The 16,078-nt window shown below is 46.0% G+C and carries 17 protein-coding genes; 15 read left to right on the top strand and 2 right to left on the bottom strand.

All coding sequences use genetic code 11. From position 1 onward, the window contains the following. Nucleotides 1–212: 212 nt before the first annotated feature. The 9 genes from typA (at nucleotide 213) to EML15_RS07345 (ending at nucleotide 8,989) form a co-directional block, all read left to right on the top strand. A complete protein-coding gene (gene typA / locus EML15_RS07305; protein ID WP_144274472.1) occupies nucleotides 213–2,126 on the top strand; it encodes a translational GTPase TypA in 1,914 nt (637 codons plus the stop codon). Between the two features lie 102 nt (nucleotides 2,127–2,228). Further along, nucleotides 2,229–3,962, top strand: a complete 1,734-nt coding sequence (locus tag EML15_RS07310; RefSeq protein WP_210471999.1) for an ABC transporter family substrate-binding protein — start codon at nucleotides 2,229–2,231, stop codon at nucleotides 3,960–3,962. Nucleotides 3,963–3,999: 37 nt separating this feature from the next. Continuing rightward, nucleotides 4,000–4,878 (top strand): N-acetyl-1-D-myo-inositol-2-amino-2-deoxy-alpha-D-glucopyranoside deacetylase, encoded by an 879-nt coding sequence (gene mshB, locus EML15_RS07315; RefSeq protein WP_144274964.1) that lies wholly within the window; start codon nucleotides 4,000–4,002, stop codon nucleotides 4,876–4,878. A gap of 1 nt (nucleotide 4,879) precedes the next feature. Then, the gene (locus EML15_RS07320) at nucleotides 4,880–5,287 is read left to right on the top strand and encodes a hypothetical protein (RefSeq protein ID WP_144274476.1); all 408 of its coding nucleotides are present in this window, start codon (nucleotides 4,880–4,882) and stop codon (nucleotides 5,285–5,287) included. Nucleotides 5,288–5,374: 87 nt separating this feature from the next. Further along, complete coding sequence (fdxA, locus tag EML15_RS07325; RefSeq protein WP_144274478.1) at nucleotides 5,375–5,692, top strand: ferredoxin; 318 nt, start codon at nucleotides 5,375–5,377, stop codon at nucleotides 5,690–5,692. Nucleotides 5,693–5,718: 26 nt separating this feature from the next. Then, the gene (gene dapC, locus EML15_RS07330; RefSeq protein ID WP_144274480.1) at nucleotides 5,719–6,819 is read left to right on the top strand and encodes a succinyldiaminopimelate transaminase; all 1,101 of its coding nucleotides are present in this window, start codon (nucleotides 5,719–5,721) and stop codon (nucleotides 6,817–6,819) included. Nucleotides 6,820–6,918: 99 nt separating this feature from the next. Next, entirely contained in the window at nucleotides 6,919–7,494 is a 576-nt protein-coding gene (locus EML15_RS07335; protein ID WP_246858194.1) for a GtrA family protein, read from the top strand. Nucleotides 7,495–7,498: 4 nt separating this feature from the next. Then, the gene (gene arsB / locus EML15_RS07340) at nucleotides 7,499–8,578 is read left to right on the top strand and encodes an ACR3 family arsenite efflux transporter (RefSeq protein WP_144274484.1); all 1,080 of its coding nucleotides are present in this window, start codon (nucleotides 7,499–7,501) and stop codon (nucleotides 8,576–8,578) included. Nucleotides 8,579–8,581: 3 nt separating this feature from the next. Further along, entirely contained in the window at nucleotides 8,582–8,989 is a 408-nt protein-coding gene (locus EML15_RS07345; protein WP_144274486.1) for a low molecular weight phosphatase family protein, read from the top strand. Between the two features lie 19 nt (nucleotides 8,990–9,008). On the opposite strand, the gene dapD is transcribed toward EML15_RS07345, so the two are convergent. Both dapD and EML15_RS07355 read right to left on the bottom strand, forming a co-directional pair. Then, the gene (gene dapD, locus EML15_RS07350; protein ID WP_144274488.1) at nucleotides 9,009–9,992 is read right to left on the bottom strand and encodes a 2,3,4,5-tetrahydropyridine-2,6-dicarboxylate N-succinyltransferase; all 984 of its coding nucleotides are present in this window, start codon (nucleotides 9,990–9,992) and stop codon (nucleotides 9,009–9,011) included. Nucleotides 9,993–10,043: 51 nt separating this feature from the next. Further along, on the bottom strand, nucleotides 10,044–11,474 hold the full coding sequence (locus tag EML15_RS07355; protein ID WP_144274490.1) for an amino acid permease: 1,431 nt from the start codon (nucleotides 11,472–11,474) through the stop codon (nucleotides 10,044–10,046). 157 nt (nucleotides 11,475–11,631) lie between these two features. On the opposite strand from EML15_RS07355, the gene dapE reads away from it, so the two are divergent. The 6 genes from dapE to EML15_RS07385 all read left to right on the top strand — a co-directional run bounded on the left by dapE (nucleotide 11,632) and on the right by EML15_RS07385 (nucleotide 16,067). After that, nucleotides 11,632–12,750 carry a succinyl-diaminopimelate desuccinylase gene (gene dapE / locus EML15_RS07360; protein WP_144274492.1) on the top strand — a complete coding sequence of 373 codons (1,119 nt, stop codon included), beginning with the start codon at nucleotides 11,632–11,634 and terminating at the stop codon, nucleotides 12,748–12,750. A 196-nt stretch (nucleotides 12,751–12,946) separates the two neighbouring features. Next, on the top strand, nucleotides 12,947–13,756 hold the full coding sequence (locus EML15_RS07365; protein ID WP_246858195.1) for a TIGR00730 family Rossman fold protein: 810 nt from the start codon (nucleotides 12,947–12,949) through the stop codon (nucleotides 13,754–13,756). A gap of 1 nt (nucleotide 13,757) precedes the next feature. Beyond that, nucleotides 13,758–14,615: a dihydropteroate synthase gene (gene folP / locus EML15_RS07370; protein ID WP_144274494.1), complete on the top strand. Its 858-nt coding sequence runs from the start codon at nucleotides 13,758–13,760 to the stop codon at nucleotides 14,613–14,615. Next, entirely contained in the window at nucleotides 14,612–15,403 is a 792-nt protein-coding gene (locus EML15_RS07375; RefSeq protein WP_144274496.1) for a glucosyl-3-phosphoglycerate synthase, read from the top strand. The genes folP and EML15_RS07375 overlap by 4 nt, the downstream gene beginning before the upstream one ends. Continuing rightward, nucleotides 15,404–15,721: a hypothetical protein gene (locus EML15_RS07380; protein WP_144274498.1), complete on the top strand. Its 318-nt coding sequence runs from the start codon at nucleotides 15,404–15,406 to the stop codon at nucleotides 15,719–15,721. Nucleotides 15,722–15,899: 178 nt separating this feature from the next. Beyond that, nucleotides 15,900–16,067 carry a DUF3117 domain-containing protein gene (locus tag EML15_RS07385; protein WP_144274500.1) on the top strand — a complete coding sequence of 56 codons (168 nt, stop codon included), beginning with the start codon at nucleotides 15,900–15,902 and terminating at the stop codon, nucleotides 16,065–16,067. Nucleotides 16,068–16,078: the final 11 nt, after the last annotated feature.

The raw sequence follows: 16,078 nt of genomic DNA on the forward strand, positions 1-16,078 counted from the left end.
CATCTTTTTCTTCTGAGTTTTCTTCTGGATACATAAGAGTTCTCGTTTAACAATAGGGGTATATATGAGCGTGTCAAGGGGGTGCACTCTGGGCTTTATTGCTTTTCAATGTGCACAAACCCTATTGCGTAGAGTATCGTTAAAACGCTGTAGAGCTTTATCTATTATCAAAAAATTGCGGTTTGTACCGCGCTGAGAATCAGGAGATACCTTTGACTCTTCCAGAGTTTCGTAATGTGGCAATCGTTGCACACGTAGATCACGGAAAAACCACATTAGTTAATGCAATGCTTGAACAATCTGGTGCCTTTGGTGAGCACGGTGAAATCACAGATCGTGTGATGGATTCCGGAGACTTGGAAAAGGAAAAAGGAATTACCATTCTTGCGAAAAATACTGCCATCAGAAGAAAAGGCGCTGGTAAAGACGGTAATGACCTCATTATTAACGTCATTGATACCCCAGGTCACGCTGATTTCGGTGGTGAGGTAGAACGTGGTCTATCCATGGTTGATGGCGTGGTATTGCTTATCGACGCTTCTGAAGGTCCACTACCACAAACCCGTTTCGTACTCGGTAAAGCACTTGCTGCGAAGATGCCAGTGATTATTGTGGTTAATAAGACTGATCGTCCTGATGCACGCATTGATGAGGTTGTTGAAGAAGCTCAAGATCTCTTGTTAGAACTTGCTTCCTCGCTTGAAGATCCAGAAGCGGCAGAAGCTGCAGAGCAGCTCCTTGACCTGCCAGTTCTTTATGCATCTGGTCGTGAGGGTAAAGCGTCAACAACTAATCCGGGTAATGGAAATGTGCCAGATTCCCCAGACCTGCAGCCGCTATTTGAGGTGATTTATGATGTTCTTCCTGAGCCATCTGCAACGGTAGATGCTCCACTGCAGGCGCATGTAACGAACTTGGATTCCTCCTCTTTCCTTGGTCGTATTGCGCTTGTGCGTATCCACGCGGGGCAGTTGAAAAAAGGCCAGCAAGTTGCATGGATTCACTATGATGAAGAAGGTAACCAACAGGTTAAGAATGTAAAAATCGCTGAGTTGCTGCGCACTGTGGGCGTTGAACGCGAGTCAACTAATGATGCCATGATCGCAGGTGATATTGCGGCTATTTCTGGTATCGAAGACATTATGATTGGCGATACTCTTGCTGATATTGAGCATCCTGTTGCATTGCCACGTATTAGTGTTGATGAACCAGCAATTTCGATGACTATTGGTGTGAATACTTCACCTTTAGCCGGACGTGGCGGTGGGGATAAACTTACCGCACGTATGGTGAAAGCGCGATTGGATCAAGAGCTCATTGGTAATGTGTCGATTCGAGTATTGCCTACTGAACGCCCAGATGCTTGGGAGGTCCAAGGTCGTGGTGAAATGGCATTGTCTGTTTTGGTAGAGACAATGCGTCGTGAAGGCTTTGAGCTTACTGTAGGTAAGCCACAGGTAGTGACACATGAAGTAGATGGTAAAGTACATGAGCCTTATGAGCACTTGGTGATTGATACTCCGAGTGAGTTCCAGGGAGCAGTTACTCAGTTACTTGCTGCGCGTAAAGGTCAAATGACCGCGATGGCTAATCTTTCTGGTGACTGGGTACGCATGGAATTTGATGTTCCTGCTCGTGGTTTGATTGGGTTTAGAACAACATTCCTAACTGAAACTCGTGGTGCTGGTATTGCAAACTCCTATTCCATTGAGGCTCGTCCATGGGCTGGCGAGATCAAAGACCGTGCATCTGGTTCATTGGTGGCGGATCGTTCTGGTCAAATCACGGCGTATGCGCTACAGCAATTGGCTGATCGAGGTAACTTCTTCGTTGAACCAGGTATGGAAGCCTATGAAGGTATGGTCGTGGGTGCTAATAACCGTGATGAAGACATGGATATTAACATTACGAAAGAAAAGAAGCTCACTAATATGCGTTCTGCTACTGCAGATGCCACTGTGACCTTGGCCAAGGCGCACGTTTTGTCTTTGGATGAGGCAATGGAATTCTGTGGTCAAGATGAGTGCGTTGAGGTTACGCCAGATGCATTGCGCGTGCGTAAAGTTATTCTCAATGCTACAGATCGTGCTCGTGCTCGCTCACGTGAAAAAGCTCGCAATAAGTAACAGTAAGCAGTAAGCACAAAACTGAAACAAAACTAGCTTGATGCAATACAAATAGTATTGGCAGCAAGCTAGTTTTTTCTGTGATGGGTTACTATGGTCAGTATGACTGCTGGTGCTCAGGCTGTATCTTCTTCGCTATCGTCGATTGTGGCATTATGTCTTAGTGCTATGCTGCTGGTATCTTGTGCAGCTAATCCTGGTGCGGCACCCATTGAACCTAATGGACCTGGTGGTGATGATACTGCAACAAGTCAGCTGCCAAGCACCAGCAATGCGACGAGCACTGCTCAGGCTGCGCGCAGCAAACCAGATAAAGAACAGAGCACGGAACTTACTATCGGAATTGATCCAGTTTTTCATGGATTCAATCCGCATTTGGCTGCCGATGATAGTTATTTCACTCGCCTTTTGGGTTCTTTAGTATTACCTAGTGTTTTTCAAGATGGAGTAATGAATCGCGATGTTGTGCGCTCAGCTGATGTCATTGCGCCTCAACAAGACGATCAAGGTAATCCTTTTGCCATGACAGTGCAGTACCGGATACAACCAGAGGCACAGTGGAGTGATGGTACTCCCATTACAGTTTCTGATTTTCAATATCTGGCACGTCGTATCACCAATGCACCGTCCGCCCTTGATTCGGCGTTATATCGAGAAATCGCAGATATTCGTTCTGCTGATGGGGGTAAGACGGTCATTGTGAGTTTTCATCATCGGGTCGAGAATTGGCAGCGTCTTTTTGCTCAACTATTGCCTTCGCATATTTTACGAGGCAAGACTTTTAGTGAAGCACTTGCGAGTACGATTCCTGTTTCGGCAGGTCGGTACCTGATCCGTGACGTCGATAGGCAGCGTGGCGTGATTATTCTCAACCGTAATGATCGCTTTTGGGGAGAAAACCCAGCGCAGGTAGAAAAACTAATTTTCCGTGAGATTCGCTTAGAGAATCAGGCCACTGAACTTGTGCAGTCAAAGCAAATCGCTTATCTCAATGTAACACCTACGCAAACTTTGGCGGATTCCTTGGCGTTAGTTCCTGGGGCACAGCTTAATACATACACTACTGACTTAGAGCTTAGCATTAGCGCAAATGCTGCTTTGACAGCTCAAACGCGCAGAGAACTTTTTTCGCTTATCGACGTTGAGCTATTAGCAAAAATTGCCGCAGGTAGAACCGATTATCTGGACATAAGCAGCAATGATTATGCCGACGAGGTACAACAAACACAACTGGCTCCAGAATTAGCTGAATTGGCCTCTGGTATTCGCATTGGGGTCGATCCAGAAGATCCTGTAGCGGAGCGTAGCGCTAATACTCTCAAGAATATGTATCTTGCTCGAGGATATACTGCCACGGTGATAACCACAGATACAGCAACACTCCTAGAAGACTATATCCCACAGCATAAAGTAGATCTCGTTGTCGGTTGGCGGAACTTTGATATGTTGAGCAGGTATCAGTGTGCTTTTCAGGCGCAGCCATCACAACTTTTTCCTGAGTACAACTCTAAGGAAGAGGAACAAAAAGAATCAGTAGTTGAAGACTCAGCGCAAACTGATGCAATTTTGGGGACAAATTTTAGTAATTTTTGCGATTCTAGTGCTCAAGAGTTCATTACGAACGCGATAGCCGGTGAGCGTAGTGCAGAAGAAATAACGCAATGGACGCATCAAGTAGAACAAGAACAAGCATTGTCGATAAGTATTATGCGCGATACACGGGTAAGTGCTCGTGAACAAGAGTTTGTGGCTGCGCATACAGATGCAGCACCCGATACCGAGTTGTGGCAGCGCAATAGTCAAACTCTGGACACAATTTTAGCGAATGTGCATTAGATCTATAAATAATGGTGCAAAAAGAACAGGAGTGATGATGGGGGATCTTGACGGAAAGAAAGTAGTAGCAGTACATGCGCACCCTGATGATGAGGCGATCTGGACAGGCGGCTTATTAGCGCAATTAGTGCGGCGTGGTGCTGATGTCTTGGTGGTTACTTGTACTCTTGGCGAACAAGGGGAAGTTTTTGGGGAAAAATATGGTCAGTTAGTAGCAGAGTATGCTGACCAATTAGGCGGTTTTCGCATTCATGAGCTCCATCGTTCTCTGGAAATCCTGGGGGTACGTGGTCAATTTTTAGGTGCCCCGGGGCAGTGGCGTGATTCGGGTATGCAGGGTGATCCAGCTAATGACCATCCACGTGCTTTTATCAATTCTGGGGCGGATGCTGTGCAACAATTGTGTGAGATTTTCCAGTATGAACAGCCAGATTTGGTTGTCACATATGGTCCTGATGGCGGCTATGGACACCCCGATCATATTCGTGCTCACCACATTACGCATGAGGCGGCTCAAGTAGTAACCATTCCTCGTATCTTGTGGGCAGTAACTGGTAGAACTGAACTGGACTTAGCTTTGAGAGCTTTCGACGCTCCTGATGGTTGGCATAAACCTGATATAGAAGAATTAGCAAGTGTATCGCAGTATGATATTTCTGTTGCACTGACGCATAGCGATGTGGCAAAGAAAATCGCTGCAATGCGTTCTCACGCCACACAATTAGCCATCGCAGATGGTAAGAGCAATGATGTTCATGATGCTGCTTATCAAGCAAGAATTCATGATCGCGCACTTGTAGCTGAAGTTTTTGCGCTCACAAATCGTCTGGCGCGGCCAATTATGCGTACAGAGGAATACCAAATTGGGGCGCAAATAAATGATTATCCATGCACTGATGTTATGGCAGGATTGTAGAATGGCTGAGCAAGCGTCGGAAAGCATAAAAGTAACTGAAAAGCATACCTATAGTGGTTTTAGCCGCGGGGAACAGGTGATGGGCCTATTGTGGCTATGCCTTGGTTCATTGCTTTCTGCATTATTAGAAATAGTGTATCTCGGTGTGCATATCGCTGGGATTCCAGCACCATTTATGATTCTTGTTGCTTATTTTTTTAATGCAGTATTGACTCGGACAGCGTTGTTATGGACGAAAACTAAAGCGCTAGCTCTATTACCACTATATGTGTGGGTAGCGGCATTTTGTGTGTTGAGTATCTGCGGAGAAGTCAGCGGTGATCAACTTGTTGCTTCTAGCTTACGTAGCGTCGTGCTGCTTTTATGTGGTGTTCTTGGTGGTAGTTCGCCGCTGACGTACAAGAGATGACATAATGGATGTAGCGTAAAAACTAGATTTGCTATATTAGTGATGATAATTATCCCTTAGCAGTGTGAACTGGAGATTTAATAGCCAATGACGTACACAATCGCACAGCCCTGTGTTGATGTTATGGATAAGGCCTGCGTAGAAGAATGCCCTGTCGATTGCATTTATGAAGGAAAACGTTCCCTCTATATTCACCCAGATGAATGTGTCGACTGCGGGGCGTGTGAGCCAGCGTGTCCTACAGAAGCCATTTTCTATGAAGATGATGTTCCAGATGAATGGCTTGATTACAATGATGCGAATGCAGCGTTTTTCGACGATCTAGGATCACCGGGTGGTGCGGCAAAACTAGGTCCACAAGATTTTGACCCACCATTGGTAGCGCAGTTACCGCCGCAAGCGTAAAACACCTAAAGAAAAGGCAAGGCAGCATGGCACGCACACAACTTGGTTCTCTTCTTCCAGATTTCCCCTGGAACTCCTTAGAACCAATAAAGGCGCAAGCACAAGCACATCCAGATGGGCTTATTAACCTTTCAGTTGGTTCTCCCATAGATGAGGTTGCGCCAGGTATTCAACTTGCCTTGAGTCAAGCTGCTGCAGCACCAGGCTATCCGCAAACGATTGGCACCCCTCAATTACGCCAGTCCATTATTAAAGCATTGGAACGACGATTTCATTGCCCACAAGTAAAAGGGGTTCTGCCGGTCATTGGTACCAAAGAAGCAATCGCGTTATTACCTACTTTGCTGGGAATACGTGGGCACGTTCTCATTCCCCGCATTGCATATCCTACCTATGAGGTCGCAGTGCTCATGGCTGGGGCAACCCCAGTCCGTTGCGATGATCCTAGCGAGTTGCCGGAAGATATTGCACGCGATGTAGATTTGATTTTCATTAACTCACCGGCCAATCCTACGGGTGAGATAATTGCGCTTAACAAATTGCAACAGCTTATTGCTTGGGCACGTGAGCATAACGCCATCATTGCCTCTGATGAATGCTATCTTGGTCTTGTCTGGGAAGGAGAAGCATTCTCTGTTTTAGATGAGCGAGTATGCGCAGGTAATCACGATAACATTCTTGCAATTCATTCCCTTTCTAAAACATCTAATCTTGCTGCTTATCGTGCTGGTTTCTTCGCTGGCGACGAGCAACTTATCGCTGAGCTAACAGAAGTACGCAAGCATGCTGGGTTGATGATGCCTGGTCCTAACCAAGCAGCAATGGCAGCAGCTCTCGACGATGACTTGCAGGAACAACTGCAGAAAATGCGTTATCAGAAGCGTCGTGAAGCCCTGCTTGAGGCGTTGACTCAAGCAGGTTTTCGGATTGAGCATTCTGAAGCGGGGCTATATTTGTGGGCAACTCGTGACGAGAACTGCTGGGATACCGTACGGTGGTTTGCACAGCATGGTATCGTCGTAGCGCCAGGTTCTTTTTATGGTGAGCAGGCAGAGAACTTTGTTCGTATTGCGCTGACTGGTTCTGATGAGGATATTGCTCAGGTAGTGCAGCGATTAGGTTCCTAATCATATAATTCCTGTGTATATTGCGTGTGATTGGCTTGAATGTGCCTTGAGCGAGTAAAGTTTCCTGGGTTACTTTATTCGTGTGGAAGGATGATACATTTGACCGATCTGGATCTGTCACGATTTGTGCGTAATTTTCGACAGCTCATCCAATTCGGGATTGTGGGCGGTTCAGGCGTATTCGTCAATGTTGCTGTAGTGATTGTAGTCAGAAAACTACTGCAATGGGGCTGGGGTATTTCTGAATATGACTCCTTCTTTAATATCTTTGGTACACCTTTCAACGTCCGTTGGTATCACGTTTTTATGGCATGTGCCTTTTTGATCGCAAATACATGGAATTATCAACTCAACAGAATGTGGACGTTCAATGATAGAACGCTGCGTAGTTGGTGGCGTGGTTTCTTTCCATTCCTTTTGACCGGATTTACCGCTTTTATCGTCAGCACTGCTGTGGCGACGCTACTGATGAATGCACAATCGCCAATATCTTTACCGGATCATATTTTTGATGATTCCACCGGTTTTAGAACAAAAGTATATTGGGCTAATGCCATAGGCACGATGATTGCCATGCCAGTCAACTTTATCATCAACAAATTGTGGACTTTTAGAAAACCACAAAACCAGGTGGCAGTAGAGAAAACTATAGAAGAAAGCCCTCAGGTAATCTAAAAATATGTCTTTGCGATCACAAACACAACCAATAGCAGCGCAACTTTCCACATTAGATCGCTTTTTGCCCCTCTGGATTGGCCTAGCCATGCTCGCAGGTCTGCTCTTAGGGCATTATATTCCTGGGCTACCGCATGCGCTTGAGATAATAAAAATTGGCGAAGTTTCTTTGCCCATTGCAGTGGGACTTTTAGTGATGATGTACCCTGTGCTGGCAAAAGTTCGCTATGGCAAAGCTCATCAGGTATTGGCTGATAAAAAACTCATGCTCACCAGCATTATTCTTAATTGGTTCGTTTCGCCAGCTTTTATGTTTGCGCTCGGGTGGATTTTCCTTGCCGATTTACCCGAATATCGCACCGGGTTAATTATCGTTGGGTTAGCACGATGCATTGCAATGGTGATGATTTGGAATGATCTAGCCTGTGGTGATCGTGAATCTGCAGCGGTGCTTGTTTTTATTAATTCTCTTTTTCAGGTTATTGCTTTTGGAATACTTGGGTGGTTTTATCTTCAGATTCTTCCATCATGGCTGGGACTTCCAACCACAAGCGCGCAATTTTCTTTCTGGTCAGTGACCAGTTCCGTATTATTCTTCCTTGGGGTGCCGCTCATCGCAGGATTTATTACACGAGTGATGGGGGAGAAAACTAAAGGAAAAGACTGGTACGAGCATATTTTTCTACCTCGACTTAGCCCCTGGGCTCTCTACGGATTGCTGTTCACAATCGTCATCTTGTTTGCACTACAAGGCCGTAGCATCACAGATAGGCCTTTCGACGTTGCCCGCATTGCCATTCCACTATTGATTTATTTTATTGTCACTTTTTGCGCAGGAATGTTTATTGGGTGGCTGCTCAAACTTGGTTATGCCAAAACCACGACGCTTGCTTTCACCGCAGCTGGCAATAACTTTGAGCTAGCCATTGCCGTAGCAATCGGTACATATGGTGTGGCCAGTGGTCAAGCATTGGCAGGAGTGGTGGGACCGCTTATTGAAGTGCCAGTGTTAGTCGCGTTAGTGTATGTAGCCTTATGGTTGCAACCTCGGTTTACTGCAGCACAGGGCAGTGAGGTGGAATAAAATATGTCAAAAATTGTCTTTGTATGCCAGCGCAATGCTGGAAAATCTCAAATGGCAGCAGCCGTTATGCGCACTTTATCGCCTGAAATAGAGGTGGTTTCTGCAGGGGTTAAACCTGGCGTAGCGTTGAATGAACTCTCAATGCAGGTGCTTAGGCAACGAGGATATGAAACAGAAGGCGAACACCCAAAATCGCTCAGGGCAGAACTCCTCGACCACGCAGATATGGTGGTCTTTTTAGGCAATGAAGCACATTATGATGTTCCCTCACATATACCGGTTCAGCGCTGGAACACAGTGGAACCATCTTTAGACGGTATTGAGGGGATTCGCAGAATGAATATGATTCTTGACGATATTGAGCACAGGGTGCAACAACTTATCAATGCCCTATCGGAGGTAGGGCATTGATAATCAGGAAAATACAAAACTAATTTGCGTGAAGAGCTGCATTAAGCTCAACAGCTTGAGATTTCCAAGGTAGTGCTTCAACCACACCAGTAGTAGAGTTACGGCGGAATAGCACATTATTGGAACCTGCCAAGTCAAGCGCCTTGACATATGCGCCATCTTCGCTGCCTAGAGCGTGAGCTACCGCACCACGTACAGCCACTTTTGCACCTGCAGTAACATAAGTACCAGCTTCTATGACACAGTCATCACCAAGCGGGATACCACATCCAGAGTTTGCTCCCAATAAACAGCGTTGACCAAGAGAAATAACTTGTTTTCCGCCACCAGAAAGTGTGCCCATAATGGAGGCGCCACCACCAACATCTGAGCCATCGCCGACGACGACCCCAGCAGAAATTCTGCCCTCTACCATAGAATTACCCAAAGTACCAGCATTGAAGTTGACGAATCCTTCATGCATAACAGTGGTGCCTTCTGCAAGATAAGCGCCAAGACGTACGCGGTCAGCATCACCAATACGCACGCCTGAAGGAACAACATAATCAACCATGCGAGGGAATTTATCTACTGAATAAACAGTAACTGTGCCGCGTCGTGATAATCGCGCTCGGGTAAGCTCAAAGTCTACCGGAGAGCATGGACCAAAATTAGTCCATACTACATTAGCGAGTAGTCCGAAAATACCGTCAAGGTTTTGTCCATGTGGACGAACGAGACGGTGGGATAGTAAATGGAGGCGTAGGTATGCGTCGTACGCATCAGTAGGTGCCGCGTCAAGATCGGCAATAGTTGTAGCAATGGCGACGCGAGTAACTAACCGATCGGAATCTTTCCCGACAAGCTCGCGAAAATGCTCTGGAATGGCTGAGCCTTCGAGCGTTTCGGTGTTTGCGTGAGCAGTAGCTTCGGATGCGTTAAGTTCTGGCTGTGGATACCACGCATCCAAAACAGTGCCGTCATGAGTAACAGTTGCAATACCAAGTGCATAAGCAGAAGTCATAGTGACCACTTTAGCCAAAACCACGCCAAAGCGGCGTGATAGACATATTCTTTAGGCTTCTTTAGCAGATGTATTTTTCCTGCTGAGGAGTGAAAGCAGCACAATAGTCCCAAATACAATAGCTACTGCGACAACTTGTTGGCGAGCGCCTTCGTCGCTAAGCATCAGTAATGTCAAAGCACTTAATGCCACCAACGTGAATATCGATAACCAAGGGTAGAGCCACATACGAACTGTAGTTATTTCATTATTGCGCTCCAGCTCAGGATGAAGTTTTAAGTAACTTGCGCTAATGAAAAACCATAAAACAAGCAAACAACCGCCTACTGCATTAAGGAGGAAAGTTAATAGTCCTTCTGGGTTCCAGTATTGCAGCCCGACGGACAAAAAGGCGAATAAAATCGACAAGAGCACCGCATTTGTCGGCACATTCTCTTTATTGGTTTTGGCAAAAAATGCTGGTGCATTATTGCGTTGAGCGAGAGAGAATACAAACCGTGAGGTTGCATAAATCTGGGCATTAAATGCAGATAGCAGAGCAAGAACAATGACTACTTCCATCACACCTGCGGCACCGGGAATTTTGGCAAGACGCAAAATATCTGCAAAAGGAGATTGCGCTGCCGAACCGGAGCTTTGGATGCTGGAATACGGCATCAAGAAAGTGATAATGAGCACGGAACCCATATAGAACAAGGAAATGCGCCAGATAATAGAACGTACAGCAACGGCAATGGATTCCTTAGGCTTTTCTGATTCTGCAGCAGCAATAGCAATAATCTCAATGCCGCCAAAAGCAAAGGCTACAGCTAAAAGTCCGGTAGCAATACCTGCTATGCCATGCGGCATAAAACCAGCGCTGAGGAAATTTTTTGTACCAATGAATTCATGTCCTGGTAGTAACCCAAAAATCAGTAGCGTACCAATAACAAGGAAGAAAATAAGAACAGCTACCTTAATAAAAGCAAACCAGAACTCAAATTCACCAAAGCCTCCGACGCGCGCCAAGTTGATTATGGTGAAAAAGACGACGCACACCAGCGCAGGTATCCACGGGTCGCATCCGAACCATGTGGACATAATTGCCGAAGCGCCAGTCATTTCTGCACCGATAACCATGATGAGCATGAACCAGTACAGCCAACCAACAGAGAAACCAGCCCAACGTCCAAAGGCCTGTTCAGCATAGACGGAAAACGAGCCAGATACAGGACGTGCTGCGGTGAGTTCACCAAGCATTTGCATGACGAATACCACGATAATGCCAGCGAGGATATAAGCAATGAGAATTGCCGGACCTGCTGCTTTAATTCCTACACCTGCACCTAGGAATAATCCAGAACCGATTGCAGAACCAAGTCCCATCATGGTGAGGTGACGAGTCTTAAGACCTGCGCCAAGTTCAGAACTATCTTTGGCATTAGTCAGTGTGGTGCTTATTGGCTGTGCGTTACCAGCATGCACTTCGTTATTTTTACTCATACCTATTGAGAATAAACCGATATACGGTAAAAAAACTATTTTTACGTAGTTTATCTGCATTATGTTTATAAAATACTGTGAGTAAAAGCGAGCAACTCTGCATTAACATTCCTGGTAGTGCCTAAAGTGGTGCTCAAAACCGCTACACTAGATAGACGTGTCTACTTCTTCTAATGCTGCACTTGATCTTTATTCATCACCTATTGATTTGACTCGTCAACTTGTGGATGTGGAAAGCCCATCGCATCATGAGAAAAACATTGCTGATCTTATTGAAGCTGCATTGCGGTCAATCAATGACATACGGGTTGATCGGCATGACAATACGATTGTGGCAAGAACACAACGCGGCTTGAGTAAGCGTGTTCTCTTAGCCGGACATATTGATACTGTGCCCATTGCGGATAATGTACCTTCTACTCTTGGCGTCGATAAGCAAGGGCGCGAAGTTATTTTTGGTTGCGGCAGTGTGGATATGAAGTCTGGATTAGCAGTGTATCTGCACACTTTTGCCAAGCTTGCCCATAGCGATACTCTGACAAAAGACCTCACCTTAGTATGTTATGAAGGTGAGGAAGTATCCAGTGAGTTCAATGGGTTAGGGCACATCGAAGCTGCTCATCCGCAATGGTTGGAGGCAGATGTTGCACTCTTGGGAGAACCGACCGGTTCTGTTATTGAGGCTGGTTGTCAGGGATCGATCCGGCTGAAAGTGATTGCTCATGGTGAGCGCGCCCATTCTGCACGTTCGTGGCTGGGCACAAATGCAATGCACGTGTTGGCACCAGTGATTAGTAATATCGCTCACTATCAGCAGACACGTGATCAAGAAATAGAAGTAGATGGTTGTCTCTATCATGAGGGGCTTAACATTGTGCACATGGAATCAGGAGTGGCTACGAATACTATTCCAGACCATGCATGGATGTTTGTTAATTTTCGTTTTGCGCCTCACCGCAGTGTTGATGAAGCTCTAGAGCATATGCTCAGTGTGCTAGATCTGCCACAAGGGGTCGAATATCTGATTGATGATGCAGTTCCTGGTGCGCGTCCTGGGCTTGACCAGCCGGTAGTGGCAGAGCTCATTAACCAAACTGGTGGTGTTTTCCGTGCGAAATACGGTTGGACTGATGTGGCACGTTTTTCTGCACTAAAAATTCCTGCAGTCAATTTTGGGCCAGGTGATCCAGCTTTTTGCCATAAGAAAGATGAGCAGTGCCCGGTGGCAATGATTGATGAGGTGGCCACTGTACTGAGCGCATATCTTACTTCCTAGCAGCTCCTGAGTTATGTGGTCGCTAGGAACTGTATCGTACGAGATGCATAAGGTGCATGGGCATATGCGGTATGTAGGTATGAGCAATAATGCGCCTTCATATTCTGTTTACTTTGACCTAGTAGAAAGAAATTGATTGTGCACTGCGCATTGTGATGCATAGCCGTGTATCTGTGCGCTATTAAATAAAGAAGTTATGAGCGATAGAATCGATAGAACAAAGAAGACTGATATGACAGAGATTCCCCAAGAACAAAAGCGTATGCTTCGTGGACCATTACTTGTTCGACAATCATCACAGCCACATGAATCTACTTATGACCAGCGACTTCTCGAATTAGGTGCGGATCATGATTGGTTACATGCAGATCCGTGGCGTGTGCTGAGAATCCAAAGCGAGTTTGTTACTGGATTTGATTCCCTTGCGCAGTTGCCGACGGCAGTAACAGTGTTTGGTTCTGCCCGCGTGGCGGAAGGCACCAAATACTATCAGCTCGGACAAGAGCTGGGTAAGAAACTCGTCGAAGCGGACTATGCTGTGATTACTGGTGGTGGTCCAGGACTTATGGAAGCCTGTAACCGTGGTGCGCATGAGGCAGGGGGGCTTTCTGTTGGGTTAGGTATTGAAATACCGCATGAGCAAGGACTTAACCAATATGTTGATGTAGGACTCAATTTCCGTTATTTCTTTGCACGCAAAACTATGTTCCTCAAGTATTCCCAGGCTTTTATGTGCTTACCAGGTGGTTTTGGTACCTTAGATGAGCTTTGTGAAGTCTTGTGCATGGTGCAGACTAAAAAAGTTACTAATTACCCCATTGTGCTCCTTGGTACTGAGTTTTGGTCTGGAATGCTCGATTGGCTGCGTGATCGCTTAGTTGCAGAAGGTATGATCAACGAGTCTGATTTGGATCTCTTTCTTTGTACTGATAGTCCTGAGGAAGCTGTAGCACATATCGTAAACATACATCGCACCATGCTTGATGAGCACGAAGACCAGGCATAATATGGTTTCTTCTGCTTTTCTTGATCCTGATGGTCTTGCCTCAGTGATGGCGATTATTAATCGCACACCAGATTCTTTCTATGACAAAGGCGCAACACAGACTTTCGACGCCGCTCTCGAACGTGCGCACGCTGTGATCACTGCCGGAGCTCGTATTGTTGATATTGGTGGCGTAAAAGCAGGACCAGGGCAAGAAGTGAGTGTGGCAGAAGAGATTGACCGTGTGGTTCCGCTTATCAGTGCAATTCATCAACGCTTTCCTCAGATAACCATTTCTGTCGATACATGGCGCTCGTCTGTCGCTGAGTGTGCGATTAATGCTGGGGCAACATTGGTCAATGACACGTGGGCAGGGCATGATCCAGAGCTTTCTGCGGTGGCGGGGCATTACAGAGTAGGTTATGTGTGCTCGCATACTGGTGGGGTCATACCGCGCACACGCCCGTATCGGGTGCATTTTGATGATATTGTCGCCAGCGTTATAGAAGAAACAACACGTCAAGCAGAATGCGCTATTAACCGAGGTGTGCCTGAGGAAAAAATCCTCATTGATCCAACGCATGACTTTGGTAAGAATACTTTTCATGGTTTGACTTTATTGCGTCATATTGATCAGATTGTTGCTACTGGTTTTCCCGTGTTAATGGCATTGTCTAATAAAGACTTTGTTGGAGAAACCCTTAATCGTCCAGTTCAAGAGCGTGTTGCCGGTACTTTGGCTGCTACTGCATGGGCAGCGCATCATGGTGTTGCGTGTTTTCGAGCTCATCAGGTGCAAGAAACAATTGATACTATTGCTATGACCGCAGCAATTCAGGGAAAAATTGCGCCGCGTGCTACTACTCGGGGGTTGGCATGAAGTTGAGTATTGTTATTCCAGCGCTCAATGAAGAAAAAACTATTGCTCAAGTAATAGTTTGTGTTCAAGAGAGTATTGCTGCGAGTTCTTTTGCACAATCGGATGTTGAACTATTAGTTATCGACGCTGATTCAACTGACAACACGTATCATGAAGCAGCAGCAACTGGCGCTTGTGTGCTCAATTGGCGTGAGATCATACCTCATATTCCACCGCGAACTGGCAAAGGGGAATCGTTATGGCGAGGCGTATATGCTGCTCGTGGTGAGATAGTTATGTTTATTGATGCGGATCTAGAGACTGTCGACCCGATGATTGTCTCCAAGTTAACCGCCCCTTTTAGCAATCCACAGATCCATTTAGTTAAAGCAGACTATCGACGTGCTTTCCAAGGACAACCAACTGGAGGTGGCAGAGTTACCCAGTTATCTGCTAAGCCGTTATTGCGTGCGTTTTTTCCCGAACTTGCATCCATTAACCAGCCTCTTGCAGGGGAATATGCTATTCGACGTTCCACTGCGCTTTCTTTGGCTTTCGTCGAGGGCTATGGTGTAGAAATAGGATTGCTTATCGATATATATCGTCGCTATGGCATCACTGCTATTGCCCAAGCACAGCTGGTTGATAAGTATCATCGTAACCGCACTTTAACGGAATTGAGTGCAATGTCTGATATTGTTATTGCAACTATTTTGGATCGTGTGGGCATCGTAAATGAGCTTGGTATCAACCAACGTATGCCAATTGATGCTATAAGCAGCCAAGCCAATCTAGGAGAGGGAAAATAAGTGTTATCGTGGTTGTTGCTTACTGTTGTCGTCGCGTTTTTTGCGCTTATCATTGCACTGATTATGGGAACACTCTCTGGTTCAGGCGAGCGGCAGAGTGCTCGAGAGCTCCATCCTCGGGCTGAGCTTATGCAGGGCAACCGCAATGCTGTTGCTACCCATGACGTCGATGCCGTACATCTTGAGTTAGCGTTGCGCGGTTATCGACAAGATCAAGTTGATGATCTCGTTGAGGCGCTTTTTGCTCGTATTGATTATCTGGAACAACAAGTGCAAGGTGCTGGAAAGACTAGGGAAGTAAGCGCGCATACTGAGTAGCGAGTTAGGTGGTACTAACAGGTATTCTTGCTTTCTCTAATAGATCGCAGTATTTTTTCTAGCAATGTATGATAAGAAGAGTTGGTATCTGCGCCACAAGCCATTATCTTTTATTTTTCATAATGATGCTTATGTCTTATTATCAATGTAATTTTCAACTGAGGAAGCGGTAAAACAAGTGGCAGCTATGAAGCCTCGTACAGGTAACGGCCCAATGGAAGTAGTGATTGAGTCTCGTAAAATCGTTATGCGTATTCCTACTGATGGCGGTGGGCGGTTGGTTATTGAGCTCAATAAGGAAGAAGCTACCCAGTTGAGTACCTTATTGAGCGATGTTGCGCAGTGATAGACTTCGCG

This window comes from Corynebacterium sp. sy017 (assembly GCF_017918135.1).
Taxonomy (GTDB): Bacteria; Actinomycetota; Actinomycetes; order Mycobacteriales; family Mycobacteriaceae; genus Corynebacterium.